The 16,630-nt window shown below is 64.4% G+C and carries 18 protein-coding genes and 1 tRNA gene; 4 read left to right on the top strand and 15 right to left on the bottom strand.

Annotated features, from left to right (window positions below; all coding sequences use genetic code 11):
- Window positions 1-47: 47 nt before the first annotated feature.
- Together ABZF37_RS03030 and ABZF37_RS03025 are read left to right on the top strand one after the other, a co-directional pair.
- Window positions 48-575, top strand: coding sequence for a peroxiredoxin (locus tag ABZF37_RS03030; RefSeq protein WP_372716617.1), 528 nt, complete (start codon window positions 48-50; stop codon window positions 573-575).
- A 175-nt stretch (window positions 576-750) separates the two neighbouring features.
- Window positions 751-2,373 (top strand): long-chain fatty acid--CoA ligase, encoded by a 1,623-nt coding sequence (locus ABZF37_RS03025; protein ID WP_372716615.1) that lies wholly within the window; start codon window positions 751-753, stop codon window positions 2,371-2,373.
- 121 nt (window positions 2,374-2,494) lie between these two features.
- On the opposite strand, the gene ABZF37_RS03020 is transcribed toward ABZF37_RS03025, so the two are convergent.
- The 14 genes from ABZF37_RS03020 to thrS form a co-directional block, all read right to left on the bottom strand.
- On the bottom strand, window positions 2,495-3,478 hold the full coding sequence (locus ABZF37_RS03020) for a hypothetical protein (protein ID WP_372716613.1): 984 nt from the start codon (window positions 3,476-3,478) through the stop codon (window positions 2,495-2,497).
- The gene (locus ABZF37_RS03015; protein ID WP_372716611.1) at window positions 3,471-4,469 is read right to left on the bottom strand and encodes an amidohydrolase family protein; all 999 of its coding nucleotides are present in this window, start codon (window positions 4,467-4,469) and stop codon (window positions 3,471-3,473) included. Before ABZF37_RS03015 ends, ABZF37_RS03020 begins: the two co-directional genes overlap by 8 nt.
- 1 nt (window position 4,470) lies before the next feature.
- Entirely contained in the window at window positions 4,471-5,115 is a 645-nt protein-coding gene (locus ABZF37_RS03010; RefSeq protein WP_372716609.1) for a class I SAM-dependent methyltransferase, read from the bottom strand.
- Window positions 5,116-5,164: 49 nt separating this feature from the next.
- Entirely contained in the window at window positions 5,165-5,857 is a 693-nt protein-coding gene (locus tag ABZF37_RS03005) for a murein hydrolase activator EnvC (protein ID WP_372716607.1), read from the bottom strand.
- Window positions 5,858-5,893: 36 nt separating this feature from the next.
- A complete protein-coding gene (locus ABZF37_RS03000) occupies window positions 5,894-6,580 on the bottom strand; it encodes a protein-L-isoaspartate(D-aspartate) O-methyltransferase (RefSeq protein ID WP_372716605.1) in 687 nt (228 codons plus the stop codon).
- A 37-nt stretch (window positions 6,581-6,617) separates the two neighbouring features.
- Window positions 6,618-6,694, bottom strand: a tRNA-Pro gene (locus ABZF37_RS02995).
- A 28-nt stretch (window positions 6,695-6,722) separates the two neighbouring features.
- Window positions 6,723-7,079 (bottom strand): MerR family transcriptional regulator, encoded by a 357-nt coding sequence (locus ABZF37_RS02990; RefSeq protein WP_372716655.1) that lies wholly within the window; start codon window positions 7,077-7,079, stop codon window positions 6,723-6,725.
- On the bottom strand, window positions 7,057-7,365 hold the full coding sequence (locus ABZF37_RS02985) for an integration host factor subunit alpha (protein WP_372716603.1): 309 nt from the start codon (window positions 7,363-7,365) through the stop codon (window positions 7,057-7,059). Before ABZF37_RS02985 ends, ABZF37_RS02990 begins: the two co-directional genes overlap by 23 nt.
- Before the next feature lies 1 nt (window position 7,366).
- The gene (gene pheT, locus ABZF37_RS02980; protein ID WP_372716601.1) at window positions 7,367-9,751 is read right to left on the bottom strand and encodes a phenylalanine--tRNA ligase subunit beta; all 2,385 of its coding nucleotides are present in this window, start codon (window positions 9,749-9,751) and stop codon (window positions 7,367-7,369) included.
- Window positions 9,752-9,779: 28 nt separating this feature from the next.
- Window positions 9,780-10,799 (bottom strand): phenylalanine--tRNA ligase subunit alpha, encoded by a 1,020-nt coding sequence (gene pheS, locus ABZF37_RS02975; protein WP_372716599.1) that lies wholly within the window; start codon window positions 10,797-10,799, stop codon window positions 9,780-9,782.
- A 65-nt stretch (window positions 10,800-10,864) separates the two neighbouring features.
- Window positions 10,865-11,224, bottom strand: a complete 360-nt coding sequence (gene rplT / locus ABZF37_RS02970) for a 50S ribosomal protein L20 (RefSeq protein ID WP_372716597.1) — start codon at window positions 11,222-11,224, stop codon at window positions 10,865-10,867.
- Between the two features lie 38 nt (window positions 11,225-11,262).
- Window positions 11,263-11,460: a 50S ribosomal protein L35 gene (gene rpmI, locus ABZF37_RS02965; RefSeq protein WP_372716594.1), complete on the bottom strand. Its 198-nt coding sequence runs from the start codon at window positions 11,458-11,460 to the stop codon at window positions 11,263-11,265.
- A gap of 67 nt (window positions 11,461-11,527) precedes the next feature.
- Entirely contained in the window at window positions 11,528-12,043 is a 516-nt protein-coding gene (gene infC / locus ABZF37_RS02960; protein ID WP_372716653.1) for a translation initiation factor IF-3, read from the bottom strand.
- Window positions 12,044-12,046: 3 nt separating this feature from the next.
- Window positions 12,047-13,972 (bottom strand): threonine--tRNA ligase, encoded by a 1,926-nt coding sequence (gene thrS, locus ABZF37_RS02955; protein WP_372716592.1) that lies wholly within the window; start codon window positions 13,970-13,972, stop codon window positions 12,047-12,049.
- A gap of 279 nt (window positions 13,973-14,251) precedes the next feature.
- Between thrS and ABZF37_RS02950 the strand changes: the two genes are divergently transcribed.
- Window positions 14,252-14,896: a class I SAM-dependent methyltransferase gene (locus ABZF37_RS02950; protein ID WP_372716590.1), complete on the top strand. Its 645-nt coding sequence runs from the start codon at window positions 14,252-14,254 to the stop codon at window positions 14,894-14,896.
- 50 nt (window positions 14,897-14,946) lie between these two features.
- Here ABZF37_RS02950 and ABZF37_RS02945 read toward each other — a convergent pair whose 3' ends face one another.
- Window positions 14,947-16,224 (bottom strand): O-acetylhomoserine aminocarboxypropyltransferase/cysteine synthase family protein, encoded by a 1,278-nt coding sequence (locus tag ABZF37_RS02945; protein WP_372716588.1) that lies wholly within the window; start codon window positions 16,222-16,224, stop codon window positions 14,947-14,949.
- A gap of 98 nt (window positions 16,225-16,322) precedes the next feature.
- Here ABZF37_RS02945 and ABZF37_RS02940 point away from each other — a divergent pair.
- Window positions 16,323-16,630: aldo/keto reductase (locus tag ABZF37_RS02940; RefSeq protein WP_372716586.1), on the top strand; the 308-nt coding region annotated here is incomplete at its 3' end.

Below are 16,630 nucleotides of genomic sequence, written 5' to 3'. Positions count from 1 at the left end.
TGCGCCCGACATCATAAACCTGTGTCACCGACTCCACTGGAGGCTTTATGCGTCGCTTGCTGACAGCTTTGCTGATGTTGTTCCTTCCCGTCCTGGCCAGCGCTGCCGAGCCACCTGCACAGGGCAGCGCCGCACCGGCCTTCAGCCTGCCCGACCAGGCAGGTAAAACGCATGCGCTGACCGACTACTCGGGTCGCTGGCTGGTGCTGTACTTCTACCCCAGAGACGACACGCCCGGTTGCACGACCGAAGCCTGTAACTTCCGGGACGACATCGCCCGCATCCGCAAACTCGGTGCCGAAGTGGTCGGCGTGAGCGTGGACGATGTCGCCTCGCATGCCGACTTCGCCGCCAAGCACACACTGCCGTTTCCGCTGCTGGCGGACACAGACGGCCAGGTGGCGGATGCCTATGGCGCCCTGCGGGACCTGATGGTGATGAAGTTCGCCAGGCGCCAAACCTACATCATCGACCCGGCGGGCCGTATCGCGCACCGTTACCTGGAGGTTGATCCGACAACCCATGCCGCTGAGGTGGTGGCCGATCTTGAGCGATTGCAAAAAGCCGGCGACTGATGCACTCGGCCAGAATCAGTGAAAAGATCGTTTCCCACACTCGTCCCACACTCGTCCCACACTCGCGCACCGGCGGTTCTGTTGGCGCCCGCCGGGAACGCCGGTTAAGCTTCGCACGGGCTGCAAGCCGGCCCGCCCCTGCCCTGAGAACTAGGCCCCGCAAGAGGAGAAGCTGATGCACGGCCTGATCATGAATTACCCATTGACGCTGACCTCGATCCTGCACCGGGCCAAGGATCTGTTCGCGGATGGCGAGATCGCTACTCGCGAGCCGCATGGCATGCATCGCTATACGTACGGTGACTTCCACCACCGCGTGCTGCGTCTGATGGGGGCGCTTAAGGCCGCCGGTGTGAAGCCCGGCGATCGGGTGGCCACCTTCGCCTGGAACCGCTACCAGCACCTGGAACTCTACTTCGCGGTGCCATGCCTGGGCGCCGTGCTGCACATGCTGAACATTCGCCTGTCCACCGATCAGCTCACCTATCTGATCAACCACGCCGAAGACCGCATGATTTTCGTCGACGAGTCGCTGGCCGAACAGCTGGCGCCGGTGCAGGAGCACTGCAAGGGCGTCGAGCGTTTCGTGGTGATGCGCGAGGGCGGCAGCGAGCGCTTCGGCCTGCGCGGCGAGACCGAGTACGAGGATTTCCTGGCTTCGGCCGAGCCGGTGACCGAGCTGCCAGAACTCGACGAGAACTCCGCCTGCGCCCTGTGCTATACGTCCGGCACCACCGGCAACCCCAAGGGCGCGCTCTATAGCCACCGCGCGCTGTATCTGCACACCATGGCGGTCGGCCAGGCCGACGTGATGGGCTTCTCGCAGCAGGACAGCACCCTGGTGTTCGTGCCGATGTTCCACGTCAACGGCTGGGGCCTGCCGTTTGCCGGCGTTATGTACGGCGGCAAGCTGGTGTTTCCGGGCCGCAACCCGCAGGCGGCCGATGTGGTCGACCTGATCCGCGGCGAGGAAGTCACCTTCGCCGCCGGGGTGCCGACTATCTGGATGATGATCGACCAGCACCTGCAACAGCACGGCGGGGATCTGAAACCCCTGCAGCGCATTGCCTGCGGCGGCTCGGCGATTCCCCGCACGCTGATGCAGGCCTTCGATGAGCGTTATGGCGTACCGATCATTCAGCTGTGGGGCATGACCGAGATGTCGCCCCTGGGTACCGTGTCGCGGACCAAGCGGCGCTTGCGTGACGCCAGTCCGGACGAGCGCTACGCCGTGCGACTGAAGGCGGGCGTCCCAGTGCCGGGCGTTGAGATGCGCATCGAGGGCGATAACGGTGAGATTTTGCCGCGCGACGGCGAGAGTATTGGCGAACTGGTGGTGCGCGGGCCGTGGGTGATCAGTAATTACTTCAAGATGGAGGGGTCGGGCAAGTCCTTCACGCCGGACGGCTGGTTCCGCACTGGCGATGTGGCGGCCTTGGATGCCGACGGCTACATGCGCATTGCCGACCGGGTGAAGGACCTGATCAAGTCCGGTGGTGAATGGATTTCCAGCGTGGACATGGAAAATGCCCTTATGGCGCACCCGGCGGTGGCCGAGGCGGCCGTGGTGGCGCGACCGGATACCAAGTGGGATGAGCGGCCGGTGGCTTTCCTGGTGCCACGCGCGGGACGTGATGCGGAGCTGGCGCCTGATTCGGTACAGGAATTCCTGGGCAGCAACGGCAACTTCGCCAAGTGGCAGATCCCCTACGCCGAGGATATCCAACTGATCGACGCCATTCCACGCACCTCAGTGGGTAAGTTCGACAAGAAGGTGCTGCGCCGACGCTTTGACTGAGCGGGTCTGGAGCGGCATGTCACCGGATCCGTGGCGTGGGTGCAAAGGCCGTCCGTGCTGCGGGTGCTCGGCTAACCGCGGCCGGAGCTCTGGCCGGCATGCATTGGGGCGCGAGCCGCGCTCAGTGGTCAGTCGCCAGCAGATAGGCGGCGGTCATGTTATCCAGCAGCGCGCAACCGGTGCTGACGAAAAGTCGCAGGCTTGGGCCGGCTGGCGGCGCACTGGCCAGCAGCGTGAGCAGGTCCGGCGGTGGCGTATCGGCAATCAGCCCTTGACGGCGCCAGGAGTGCAGGTCTCCGTACGCCAGCGCGTCGACCGAATCCACCCACAGCCTGGCCCGGTCGGCCCAGGCATCGCAAAGTTCATGCTGGTCCAGGGCATCCGCGCCCAGGCTGACTGCCAAGGCTGGCCCAAGCGGCGGTGGGGCGCAGAACGGTTCCGTGCTGGTGGTGGCAAGCAGCCAGGCGTCGCTGTCTGCATCGGCGGTTTCGGCCGCCTGGCAGGGCACGCCGCAGCTTGCAAGCGCCCTGGCCGTTGCCTCAGCGCGCATGGGATCCTGATCGACGATATCGATTCTGGCCAGCGGTAATGCATGCGCGCAGTAGAGGGCCACGTAGTAGCCCACCCGCCCGGCGCCGATGACGGTGACGCGCCGAGCTTGCGCAGCAAGATATTTCAGTGCCAGGGCCGCCGTGACACCTGTTCGCGCCGATGACAGCAGACACCCCGCGAAGCGGTGGCTGACGAAGTGCTCGGCGCTGTCCAGCACCAGCAGCTCGCCGACCGTGATCTGGCCTGGCACGCGGATCTGCACGCGGTTGGTGCCTATGACCTTGACTGTCTTGAGCACGCCGCGCGGGCCACGCACGACGCAGGGCATGAGCCGGAAATCGCCGCCCGCCGGTTCGGTGAACACTTGCTTGGGTGGTAGTTCGATCCGGGTTCGATCAGCGCCCAGTTCGCCGAGGTAAGCCTCGGCGAACGCCAGATAGGCAGCCGGGTTCGCCGTCAGCCGGTGGTGGACTTCGGCCTCACCCCATTCCCGACAGTGCGCGGGCTGGGGCCATAGCGTCGCCGGCAGTGGCGTGCCGCCACGTTCACGCACCCAGCTTTAGCAGCCGTCGCGCGTTGCCGGCCAGCATCATTTCCTTCTCGGCGGGCGGGATCGCCAGCGCGGCGATGCTGAACAAGGTGTCGCGCGTGAAGTCCTCGCCACCGGTGCCGTCGAATGGCGTGTCGGTGCCAAACAGCAGACGGTCCGGACCAAGAAAGCCATACGCGGCCGCCAGCCCGCCCACGGCGCCCATCAGGGCGGTGTCGCCGTAGAACAAACGAAAGTACTCGTTGGCCGGGCGCGCCAGTTTATCCGCGGCAGCACGGATTTCCGGCATCGCCGGTTTTCCGTAGACGTAGTCGATGCGTGCCTCGAACGCTGGGGCCATGGCGCCAGCGTGGTGGGTGATGATCTTGATGTCCGGGTGCCGGTCGAACAGGCCATCGAACACCAGACGTGTCATGGCAGCCGTTGTCTCGTAAGGCCAGCCGAACACCTGCCAGATCCAGTATTTAGAGTAGTCCTCGTCCCGGTAGTCGGCCTGACCGCCGCCACGGGCCGGGTGCAGCCAGATCGGGTAATCGTGCTCTGCCATGACGGCAAAGAAGTCCCGGAACTGCGGCCGGTCGAGGGCCAGGCCCGCCGCGGACGAGTAAATCAGCACGCCCTTCATGCCAAGCTGGGTCAGGCAGCGCTCGGCTTCGCGCGCCATATGCGCGGGGTTATTCATGGCCACCGTGCCGACCGGGATGAAACGGCCCGGATGCGCCGCTGCCATCTCAACAATCTCGTCGTTGGCGAGGCAGGCCAGATCGGCCGCCGTGGTTGGCTCGGTGACGGCGATCTCGATCGGCGGCGAGGATGCGGTGATGACCTGAGCGTCGATGCCGTGGCGCTCCATGACGGCGATACGCGCCGGCAGGTCTATCAGGTGCGGCAGTGACTCGATCATGCCCGACAGATAGTCCGGTCCGGTCATCTTCGCCTTCATGGCAGCATAAAAACGCGGCGGCATGACGTGGGTAAAGCAATCGATTTTCATGTCAGTACTTCTCCTCCAGGGTCTCTGGCCGGCGCCAGACAGTCGCCAGCCAGGGCTGCCGATGGCATGGCTGGCCGGCCGGACGGTAGTAGTGCTCAAGCTCGGCAAAGCCCGCAGCGGTGACGTAGGCACGCCAGTGGTCCAGGGAATGATAGACGCCGTAGCGATCGCCCTGCCAACCTTCCTCGTTATCCCCCCAGGGATTGGAGGCGAACAGTACGCCGCCGGGACGTAAGGTGTCGTGCAGAGCACGCAGAACTCCGGGCAAATGGACGCTGGGCACGTGAAACAGCACGGCGTTCGCGAACACACCGTCGAAACGGTCTGACGGCAGGTCAAGTGCCAGAAAATCCTGCTGCCACACCTCGCAGTTCGCGTAGGTGCGCGCCATTTGGCAGAAGCGCGCCGCGCCATCCAGTCCGACAACTTCGTGGCCAAGATCCCGAAAGGCACCCAGGTCGCGGCCCGGCCCGCAGCCGAAGTCGAGCAAGCGCAGCGGCGTTGGGGCCGCGATATGGCGCAGCAGCGCGTCCCGATTCTGGCTTACGTCATGGTCGCGGGTGCCGTTCCAAAATGCCTGCGCATGCTGGTCATAGTGCGCTAGCGTGCGCGCACTGGTCTGCGGCAGGGCGGATACGTTTGGCATTGTCACGAGTCGGGCTTGTGTGATTGGCTGTTTAATTTACCGCTTCGTATCAGCGTCTGGAGGGTGGCAGTATTCGGGCGGGGTCGATGGGCGTGCCGCGAAAACGGATTTCGAAGTGCAGCAGGCCGCGCCCGTCACCGGGACTGCCCATGGTGGCAATGACCTGGTTCGCGCTGACCGCCGCGCCTTCTACCACGCTGATACGCTGCAGATGGCCGTAGGCGCTCAGGTAGTCCTCGTTGTGTTTCACAATGAGCAGATTGCCGTATTGACGCAGGCCGTCACCCGCATACACAACGGCACCTGCCGCGCTGGCGCGGACCTCCTGGCCGATCTGTCCCGCGATGTCGAGCCCCTTGTTGCCACCGTGACTGGCGGAAAAGCCTCGCACTGTGGCGCCAGCCGTCGGCCAAGTCCAGCCACCCGGAAGGGCTGGCAAGGCGCTCGCCGGGGCAAGGCTTGAGCCCGGCAGGCGCAGACGTTGCCCCGGGTAGATGGTGTAGGGCGGGCTCAGGCTATTCAGTTGCGCCAGGGCGAGGTAATCAGTTCCATAGCGGCGGGCGATGGCGGCCAGCGTCTCGCCCTTTCGCACCAGGTGTTCGCCGCTTGTTGACGTGATCTGTGGGCCGGGGGGCAGCTGCGCGCTGCCCGGCGGGCGTGACACTCGGCCCAGGCAGCCGCTCAGGATCAGCGCCAGGCCAAGCGCGAGCAGGCTGTTTGAGCAATAGCGGGTTGGGAGCACGTGGCTGACGCCGGATTGCGGCAGGGTAGAACCGCCTCAGCACCGCCCACGGCGCAGCGGCACGAAATTCGCATCTCCCAACCGCTCCTCGGTCAGTCCTGTGGCGGTATGGGTGAGTCGCCGTAGCACTTGTTCGCGGTCGCCTACCGGCGCCACGAGGCGTCCGCCATCGGCCAGTTGTTCAGCCAAGGCGGGCGGCAGGATCGCCGGTGCGGCAGTGACCAGAATGCCGTCATAAGGCCCCTTGTCAGGCAGGCCGCGACTGCCATCACCTACCACCAGCGCCACGTTGCGCACGCCGATGTCGCGCAGCACCCGCCGTGCGCGTCCGGCCAGGGCCGCGATACGCTCGATACTGACCACTTCCGGCACCAGGGCCGCCAGCACTGCGGTCTGATACCCGGACCCGGTGCCGATTTCCAGTACACGGCGCATGGGCGGGCCCTGCAACAAGGCACTGGTCATGCGCGCGACGGTCAGGGGGTGCGAAATGGTTTGGCCGTGTCCGATGGGCAGGGAAACATTCTCGTAGGCCCGACTGGCAAGGGCCTCATCCATGAACAGGTGCCGCGGGATCTGTCGCATGATTTCCAGCACGCGCGGGTCGAGCTGCGCCATTTGCTCCAGGGCATCGATCAGGCGGTCGCGCGTCCGCTGGGACGTCATGCCGATACCGGCGGAGTCCTGGCGGCCACCCGCGGTGTGCCGAAGCGCGTCGCTCATGGCCGCGGTACCGCGCCGGGAATGCGCCGATGCAAATTGGTCGGGACGAGAGGATTTGAACCTCCGACCACTTGACCCCCAGTCAAGTGCGCTACCAGGCTGCGCCACGCCCCGACATGATCTTTCGATGCGCGGATACGCATCAGGTTTTCAAAATGGCCAGAACCTCTTCCAATTCCTGCCGCATCTGGCGTACCAATTGCGCGGTGCGATCCTGATCCTGACGCGCTGTTTGACCGCCCAGGCGCAGGCGGGCACCACCAATGGTAAAGCCCTCTTCATACAGCAGGCTGCGTATCTGGCGGATCAGAATGACGTCCTGGCGCTGGTAATAGCGCCGATTCCCGGTGCGTTTCGCCGGCGTCAGTTCGGGAAATTCCTGTTCCCAATAGCGCAGTACATGGGGCCGTACTGCGCATAGCTCGCTGACTTCGCCGATGCTGAAATAACGCTTGCCCGGGATGGGCGGCAACTGGTCATTCTGTGACGGCTCCAGCATAGGTGTCGACACGCCGTTTCAATTGTTGACCAAGCTTGAAAGTTACCACACGCCGCGCGGTGATAGGGATTTCCTGGCCGGTTTTCGGATTGCGGCCAGGCCGTGGGCTCTTGTTCCGCAGGTTGAAATTGCCAAAACCCGACAGTTTGACCGTATCGCCACTGCCCAGCGCGCTGCGAATGAGTTCAAAGAACGCCTCCACGATTTGACGGGCTTCGCGCTTGTTCACGCCCAGCTCGCTGCACAGCATCTGCGCCATTTCGGCCTTGGTAAGGGTGGTGCTCATATCAGCCTCGAAGTTGCGCCTGATGAGTGTCGGCCAGTGCCCGCAACAGGCGGGCCATTAGCTGGTCGACTTCGGCGTCAGTAAGGGTGCGCTCGGTCGCGGAAAGGGTAAGCCCCAACGCAATACTTTTATGACCCTGCGGCACACCTTGGCCCTGATACACGTCAAACAACAGCAATTCTTGAAGCGCGGAGCCTTCGCAGGCCTGGCGTGCAGTGGCAAGGATAGCCGACGCGGTGATGTGCTGCGGTAACACAACGGCGATATCGCGACGGATGGTTGGGAAACGCGACACTTCGCAGTGGCTGGCCACGCGTCCGTTGGTTAGCGCCGCCAGCGCGATCTCGAACACTAACGCCGAGTCGATTTTAAGCTCTGACTCCAGGCCTGGGTGCAAGCGGCCCAGCCAGCCGACCGACTGGCCATTACGCTGAAGCTGCGCGCATTGGCCGGGGTGCAAGGCGGGATGCTCCGCCGCCTCGAAGCTGAACTGACCGGCGCAGCCGGTGACCGCCAGCAGCGCCTCGACATCGCCCTTGAGGTCAAAGAAATCCACTTCGCGCGCCGCGGTTGACCACTGCTCGGGGCTCGCTGGCCCGGCAATCAGGCCGGCAAGAACCGGATCCTGTTGTAGTTCATCTCCTTTGCCAATGAAACGCAGGCCGGTCTCAAACAGCCGGACCCGGGGCACCTGGCGGTTGCTGTTGTGGGCATAGGCTTGCAACAGCCCCGGCCACAGGCTGGTACGCATTACCGACAGTTCGGCAGATAGCGGGTTGGCCAGGGCCAACGGTTCGAGTTGCGGCTCGATCAGTGCTTGCACGCGGCGATCGACAAAGCTGTAGGTGATCGCCTCCTGGTAGCCCCGGCCGACCAGCGTCAACGCCAGGCGCTCGCGCGAGACGTGGTCGTCCGCGGCAGCCGGGAAGTTGGCCTTGGGCAGCGGGTGGGCGGTGGGCAGGCGCTCGTAGCCGTGGATGCGGGCGACTTCCTCGATCAGGTCTTCCTCGCAGGCGAGGTCGAAGCGCCAGCTCGGCGGCAGTGCCTGCCATACGCCGGGCCCGTCGGCCGACAGTTGGATGTGGAGTCGCTTCAAGATGGATTCGACCTCGGCGTTCGCGATGTCGACGCCCAGTACCCGTCCGATGCGGGCTAATCGCAGGCGGATCGGCAAATTCCGCGGCAAACGCTCGGAGGCGCACGCCTCGACTACCGGCCCGGCCTGTCCGCCACACAGAGCGATCAGCAGTTGCGTGGCACGTTCCAGCGCTCGCCGTTGCAGGGTCGGGTCGACGCCGCGCTCGAAGCGCTGCGACGCGTCGGTTTGCAGGTTCGCAGCCCGCGCCCGACCGGCGATGGCTGGGGGCGTAAAGAAAGCGCTTTCCAGCAGTACGTTGCGGGTGCTGTCGCCAACCGCTGAATCGGCCCCGCCCATGATCCCGGCGGCGGCCAGCGCCCGTGATTGATCGGCAATCAGCAGCAACTCGGGCGTGGCGGCGAGGTCCTGGCCGTTTAGCAATCGCAGCGGTTCGCCGGCACGCGCCTGGCGCACCACGATGTCGCCGTCCACGCGGTCAAGATCAAACGCGTGCAAGGGTTGGCCGAGTTCCAGCAGCACGTAGTTGGTGATGTCGACCACCGGTCCCAGGCTGCGCAGGCCGGCACGGCGCAGGCGCTCCTGCAGCCACAACGGGGTAGGCGCGGTGGGGTCGATCTGCTCGACCACGCGGCAGGCGTAGCGCGGGCAGGCGGACGGTGCCTCAAGCTGCACGCCGACCTGCCGCTGGCTGCGCACCGGCACTTCGGGCAGTGGCCGTGGTGTGAGCGGGGTTTGCGTGATCGCCGCCAGTTCCCGTGCCAGGCCCGCCACGCTCAGGCAGTCGCCGCGGTTGGGCGTAAGCTCGACTTCGATGATGCGGTCGTCAAGCTGCAGATAGTCGCGCAGCGCGGTGCCGACCGGTGCGTCGGTCGGCAATTCCAGCAGGCCGGCCTCGCCGTCGCCCAGGCCAAGTTCACGGGCCGAGCACAGCATGCCCTCGGACGCTTCGCCACGGATCTTGCTGCTCTTGATTCGCACGCCGCCTGGCAGGCGCGCGCCGACCTTAGCCAGCGGCACAATGAGGCCGGGACGGGCATTGGGCGCGCCACAGACGATGTTCAGCGGCGCATCACCGGGGCCAGCCTCGACCGTACACAGGCGCAGCCGCTCGGCATCGGGGTGGGGCCGTGTGTCAACAATGCGCGCCACTACCACGTGCTCAAGCACTTCGGCGACCAATTCGATGGCGCCAACCTCAATGCCGGCCATGGTCAGTCGCTCGCCAATACCCGCCGCATCGAGCGCCGGGTCGCACCATTCGCGTAACCACTGTTCGCTGACACGCATGCTGGTTCGCTGCCTCTCGCGACCGAATCTAGCGGAACTGGCGCAGGAAGCGCAGATCGTTGTCGAAAAACAGCCGCAGGTCGCCGATCCGGTATTGCAGCATGGCCAGGCGCTCCACGCCCATGCCAAATGCAAAGCCGGTATAGCGCTCGGCATCGACGCCGACGTTGCGCAGCACGTTCGGATGCACCATCCCGCAGCCGAGGACCTCCAGCCAGCCGGTGTGCTTGCACACCCGGCAACCCTCGCCCTGGCAAATGACGCAGCCGATGTCGGCCTCGGCCGAAGGCTCAGTGAACGGAAAAAACGACGGCCGAAACCGAATGGGCAGATCGTCGCGATCAAAGAAACGTCGCAAGAAGTCAACCAGCACACCCTTCAGGTGCGCGAAGCTCACGCCCTCATCCACCATCAGTCCTTCGACCTGATGAAACATCGGCGTGTGGGTGAGATCGGAATCACGCCGGTACACGCGGCCTGGCGCGATCAATTGTACCGGTGGCGCCTGACGTTGCAGGGCGCGGATCTGTACCGGCGAGGTGTGCGTGCGCAGCAGCAGGCCAGACGGCAGATAGAACGTGTCGTGCATGGCCCGCGCCGGATGGTCGGCCGGGATGTTCAGGGCACCAAAGTTGTGGAAGTCGTCCTCGATTTCGGGGCCTTCCTCGACGTCGAAACCGATGCCGCGAAACAGTGCCTCAATGCGCATGAGTGTGCGGCTGATCGGGTGCAGGCCACCGGGTTCCTCGCCGCGTCCGGGAAGCGTGACGTCCACGCGCTCGGCCTGCAGGCGGGCGGTAAGGGCTGCCTGGTGCAGCAGCTCGCGGCGCTCGGTCAAAGCCTTGTCGATGGCGGATTTGGCGTCGTTGACGGCTTTGCCGAAATCGCGCCGCTGCGACGCCGGAAGCTCGGGCAGACTCCGAAGCAGCTCGGCTACGGCGCCTTTTTGGCCTAAAAACCTGACACGAAGCTGCTCCAGCGTCACCTCGTCGCCGCAGGCGGCGATTGCCGTTTGCGCTTGGTCAGTCAACTGCTGCGGATCAGTCATCGCAACTCAAAACAACAAAGGGCAACCGAGGCTGCCCTTTATCAGGTGGGACGTGGGGCGATGCGTCAGCTCGCCAGGGCAGCTTTGGCCTGCTGTGCCAGGGCGCCGAACGCGGCGGCATCGTGAATCGCCAGATCGGCCAGAACCTTGCGGTCAACCTCAATGCCGGCCTTGATCAGGCCGTGCATGAAGGTGCTGTACGACATGTCCGACAGGCGGGCGCCGGCGTTGATACGCACGATCCACAAGGCGCGGAACTGGCGCTTACGCTGGCGACGGTCGCGGTAAGCGTACTGACCGGCCTTGATCACGGCCTGGTTGGCAACCCGGAACACCCGGCTGCGGGCGCCGTAGTAGCCCTTGGCGAGCTTCAGGACCTTCTTATGGCGGGCATGGGCGGTGACGCCCCGTTTGACTCTTGGCATGGCTCAGTGACTCGTTCGAGTAAGGCGACGCGGAAAATTCAGGCGTGGGGCAGCATGCGACGCACGCCGGGCGTGTCGGCAGCGCACACCAACACCGTACCCCCGAGGCCCCGTTTACGCTTGGAGCTTTTCTTGGTCAGGATGTGGCGCAAGTGCGAGTGACTGCACTTGAACTTCCCGGACCCGGTTTTCTTGAAACGCTTGGCGGCGCCGCGGTTGGTCTTCAGCTTGGGCACGGCTCGATTACTCCATGAATACTGTCTGTTGGCGCCACTATGGGCAGCGCCTTATGTAGCCACGTGCTCACTTGCGCGGGCTCATCACCATCACCATCTGCCGGCCTTCCAGGCGCGGGTATTGCTCTACCACCGCAGTGCCCTTGAGGTCGTCTTCCAGCCGCTGCAACAAGGCGCGGCCCAGTTCTTGATGGGCCATTTCGCGGCCCCGGAAACGCAGCGTGATCTTGGCCTTGTCGCCTGCTTCGAAAAACCGCAGCAGATTACGCAGCTTTATCTGGTAATCACCGTCGTCGGTCTGGGGTCTGAACTTGACCTCTTTAACCTGAATCTGTTTCTGGTTGCGTTTAGCGACCGCGTGCTTCTTGCTTTCGGTGTAGAGGAATTTGCCAAAATCCATGATTCGGCACACCGGTGGGTCGGCGGTGGGCGATATTTCCACCAGATCGAGCCCTGCCTCGGCCGCGGCTTCCAGCGCCTCCTCCCGGGTTACGACGCCGAGCTGTTCGGCCTCCGGGCCGATCAGCCGCACCGATGTGGCGCTGATTTCAGCGTTGACGCGGAGCTTCTTTTCTTTTGCGATGTTTCAACACTCCGGAACGCAATGGCCGCGGTTCGCAACCTCGGCCGAGAGACTTGCGGCAAGGTCTACCAGGGGCAGACTGCCTTTGTCCTCGCCGGAGCGCGTACGCACGGCCACCGTGGAACTGGCGCATTCCCGCTCACCGACAATCAGCAAGTAGGGCACACGTTGCAGGGTATGTTCGCGGATTTTATAGCCGATCTTCTCGTTCCTCAAGTCGGCTTGCACACGAAGCCCCTGTTGACGGAGTGTTTCGGCCACCTGCGCGGCGTAGTCGGCGTGTCGATCGGTGATGCTCAGGACCACCGCATGCACCGGTGCAAGCCACAACGGAAACGCCCCGGAGTGGTGCTCGATCAGAATGCCGATGAACCGTTCCATCGAACCGACGATGGCGCGATGCAGCATGACCGGCACTTTGCGGGTGTTGTCCTCGGCCACGTACTCGCAGCCCAGGCGCTCGGGCATCATGAAATCCACCTGCATGGTGCCCAGTTGCCAGGCCCGACCAATGGCATCCTTCAGGTGGTATTCGATCTTGGGCCCATAAAACGCGCCTTCGCCGGGTAGCTCTTCCCAAGCCACCCCGCAGGCAGCGAGTGCGGCGCGCAGCGCGGCTTCGGCTTTATCCCATACCTCGTCGGAGCCCAGGCGCTGGTCCGGTCGCAGGGCGATCTTGACCGCCACCTCGGTGAAATCGAAATCGGTATATACCTTCAACGCTTGGCGGTGGAAGGCCGTGACCTCAGACTCGATCTGCTCGGGGGCACAGAAAACGTGCCCATCGTCCTGCGTGAAGGCGCGCACGCGCATGATGCCGTGCAGGGCGCCGGACGGTTCGTTGCGGTGACAGGCACCGAACTCGCCGTAGCGCATCGGCAGCTCGCGGTAGCTGTGCAGGCCGGCGTTGAAGATCTGCACGTGGCCGGGGCAGTTCATCGGTTTGAGCGCGTAATCGCGCTTTTCCGACTCGGTGAAGAACATGTTTTCCTGGTAGTTGTCCCAGTGGCCCGAGGCCTTCCACAAGGATACGTCCAGGATTTGCGGGCAGCGCACTTCCTGGTATCCGGACGCCTGGTAGACCCCGCGCATGTATTGCTCGACGGTCTGCCACAGCGCCCAGCCCTTGGGGTGCCAGAACACCATGCCCGGCGCCTCGTCCTGCTGGTGAAACAGATCAAGCTGCCGGCCGATGCGCCGATGGTCGCGCTTTTCGGCTTCCTCAATGCGGTGCAGGTAGGCGTCGAGGTCTTCTTTCTTTGCCCAGGCGGTGCCGTAGATGCGCTGCAACATCTCGTTGCGCGAATCGCCTCGCCAGTAGGCACCGGCCACGCGCATCAGCTTGAACACCTTGAGCTTGCCGGTGGACGGCACGTGCGGTCCACGGCACAGGTCGACGAAATCACCCTCGCGGTATAGGGATACGTCCTCGCTGTCTGGAATGGCGGCGATCAGTTCAGCCTTGTACTTCTCGCCCTGAGCCAGGAAGAACGCCACCGCTTCGTCGCGCGGCAGGACTTCCCGGGTGACCGGAATGTCCCGTTTCGCCAACTCAGCCATGCGCTTTTCGATTGCAACCAGATCGTCCGGCGTAAACGGCCGGTTGTAGGCGAAGTCGTAATAAAAGCCGCTTTCGATCACCGGACCGATGGTGACCTGCGCCTGCGGAAACAGCTCCTTGACTGCGTAGGCCAGCAAGTGGGCCGTTGAATGGCGGATGACCTCCACGCCGTCCGGGTCGCGCTCGGTGACGATGGCAAGGTCGGTATCTTTCTCGATCAGGTAGGAGGTATCCACCAGCTTGCCGGACACTTTGCCGGCCAGCGCCGCGCGCGCCAGGCCGGCTCCGATGTCGCCCGCCACCGTCGCCACGCTGACCGGTTGTGGGTAACTGCGGGTGGAACCGTCCGGCAAGCGGATGTCTGGCACGGGGCCTCCGGATGAAAACTACCGGCCGTCTGGCAATAGACGGCGCGTTCAAGAAGGTTGAGGTCGATGCGGCAGGCGCCAATCACAGATAGAGCGAGCCGACAGCCGCGCAGATTAACACGCATGCATTGTCAGCCTTGAGGCGGCCAGCTGGTCTGCGGCTGGCGCACCGTCAGCTTGGCCGTTATTCCCAGCGACGGGTACGGCTGCCATTTCGTAATGGTTTGCTGTTGGCGCTTCTGGCGGCATGATGATCTCAATTTGGCCAATGGAGCTGCCATGACCGATAGCTCAGCCAACCTAGACCGGTTCAACGCGCTTGCCGCCGAGTGGGACGACAGTCCGCTGCGGGCTGGCATTGCGCGCGCCGTGGCGGCCGCCATTGCCGATGCGTTGCCTCTGCACAAAGATATGCAGGCTCTCGAATACGGCTGTGGAACGGGTCTCGTGAGCGTGCTGCTGGCGGACCAGCTAGGACGAATCGTGGCTGCAGACGTCGCCGATCAGATGCTGGCCGTGCTGGAGCAGAAGCGCTTGGCCGCTGGGCTCGATCACATCGAAACGCGGCGCCTCGACCTGACCCTCGATCCGCTACCAATAGAACGCTTCGATCTGGTTTTCAGCAGCATGACCCTGCACCACATTGACGACGTGCCGCGCTTGCTCGGGCGTTTGCGTGATGTGCTGGTGCCAGGTGGCTGGCTGGCGTTGGCCGATCTGGATCGTGAGGATGGCGGTTTTCACGGCCCGGACGTGCCGGGGATTTTTCACCTCGGCTTCGAACGGGCGCAGCTCATGAACACACTGACTGGTCTTGGTCTGACTGCGGTCAGCGCGCGCACCGCACACACGGTCGAGCAATCCAGCCCGGCCGGCGAGCCGCGCCGTTTCCCGATTTTCCTGATCTGCGGGCAGCTACCGTAGTAAACGTCGCCCGCGGCGCCTTGCACGCCGCGGGCGCTTTCCGATGAACGCTAAGCGGCGCTCGCCTTGAGCGCCTGGTCGATGTCGGCCAGGATGTCGGTCACGTTCTCGATGCCGATCGACAGACGCACCATGTCCGGCATCACGCCAGCGGCGGCCAGTTCCCCGGCGTCCAACTGGCGGTGGGTGGTGGACGCCGGGTGTGTCGCCAGGGACTTTGCGTCGCCGATGTTGACCAGCCGTGTGATCAGTTGCAGCGCGTCCAGGAACTTCACGCCGGCATCAAAGCCACCGTTGACGCCAAACGACAAAATGCCCGACGCGCGGCCGTTCAGGTACTTCCTGGCCTGCGCATGGTCCGGGTGGTCCGGCAGGCCGGCATAGCTGATCCAGCTGACCTGCGAGTGCTTTTTGAGGTGTTCGGCGACCTTTTGCGTGTTGTCGCAGTGCCGCTCCATGCGCAGCGACAGGGTCTCGATGCCCTGCATGATGAGGAAGGCGTTCATCGGCGCCATCTGTGCGCCCATATTGCGCAGCGGCACCACCCGCGCGCGGGCGATGAAGGCGGCGGGACCGAAGGCGTCGGTCATCACCGTGCCGTGGTAGGACGGGTCCGGCTGGCTGAACTGCGGGAAGCGGTCGGCGTGCTCGGCCCACGGGAACTTACCGCTGTCGACAATGATGCCGCCCAGGCTGGTGCCGTGGCCGCCCATGTACTTGGTCAGCGAGTGAATAACCACGTCGGCACCGTGCTCGATCGGCCGGCACAGAGCCGGCGTGGCGACCGTGCTGTCCACCACCAGGGGCACACCGGCGGCGTGCGCAATCGCCGCGATGCCGGCCAGGTCCGGCACATGGCCGCCCGGGTTGCCGATGGTCTCGCAAAACACCATCTTGGTCTTGTCGTCGATGGCAGCGGCCAGGGCTTTGAGGTCGTCGTGATCGACAAAGCGCGTCTCGATGCCGAACTGCGGCAGCGTGTGGGCGAACAGGTTGTAGGTGCCGCCGTACAGCTTCTTGGTGGAAATGATGTTGTCGCCGGCCCGCGCCAGGTTCATCACCGTATAGGTGATAGCGGCCGAGCCGGACGCCAGCGCCAGCCCTGCAATGCCGCCCTCCATGGCTGCGACGCGCTGTTCCAGCACGTCGTTGGTCGGGTTCATGATGCGGGTATAGATGTTGCCCGCCACTTTCAGGTCGAACAGGTCGGCACCGTGCTGGGCACTGTCGAAGGCGTAGGCCACGGTCTGGTAGATCGGCACCGCCACCGATTTGGTGGTCGGGTCGGGCTTGTAGCCGGCGTGGATAGCGAGAGTTTCCAGTTCCATCGCGGGGGCTCCGGGGGTGCGGTAGGCTGGCCGGACTTGCCGGCCGCGGGGCGCGCGAATATACCATCGGGCGTTTTCGCATCGAACGGGACACCGCCATGCAGTATTCGGAATTGGGCAACAGTGGCTTGAAGGTGAGCCGCCTGTGCCTTGGAACCATGACCTTCGGCGAGCAGAACAGCGAGGCCGAGGCGCACGCGCAGCTCGACTACGCCATCGGGCAGGGTGTGAACTTCATTGACGCCGCCGAGATGTACCCGGTGCCGCCACGGCCGCAGACCCAGGGCCTCACCGAGGCGTACATCGGCAGCTGGCTCAAGGCGCGTGGCGGGCGGGATAAAGTGATTGTGGCTACCAAGGTGGCCGGTCGATCGACTGAGCTGGCCTACGCGCGGCCGTTCGCCAT

Source organism: Immundisolibacter sp. (assembly GCF_041601295.1).
Classification (GTDB): domain Bacteria; phylum Pseudomonadota; class Gammaproteobacteria; order Immundisolibacterales; family Immundisolibacteraceae; genus Immundisolibacter.
This window is presented reverse-complemented; position numbering and strand designations above follow the sequence as displayed.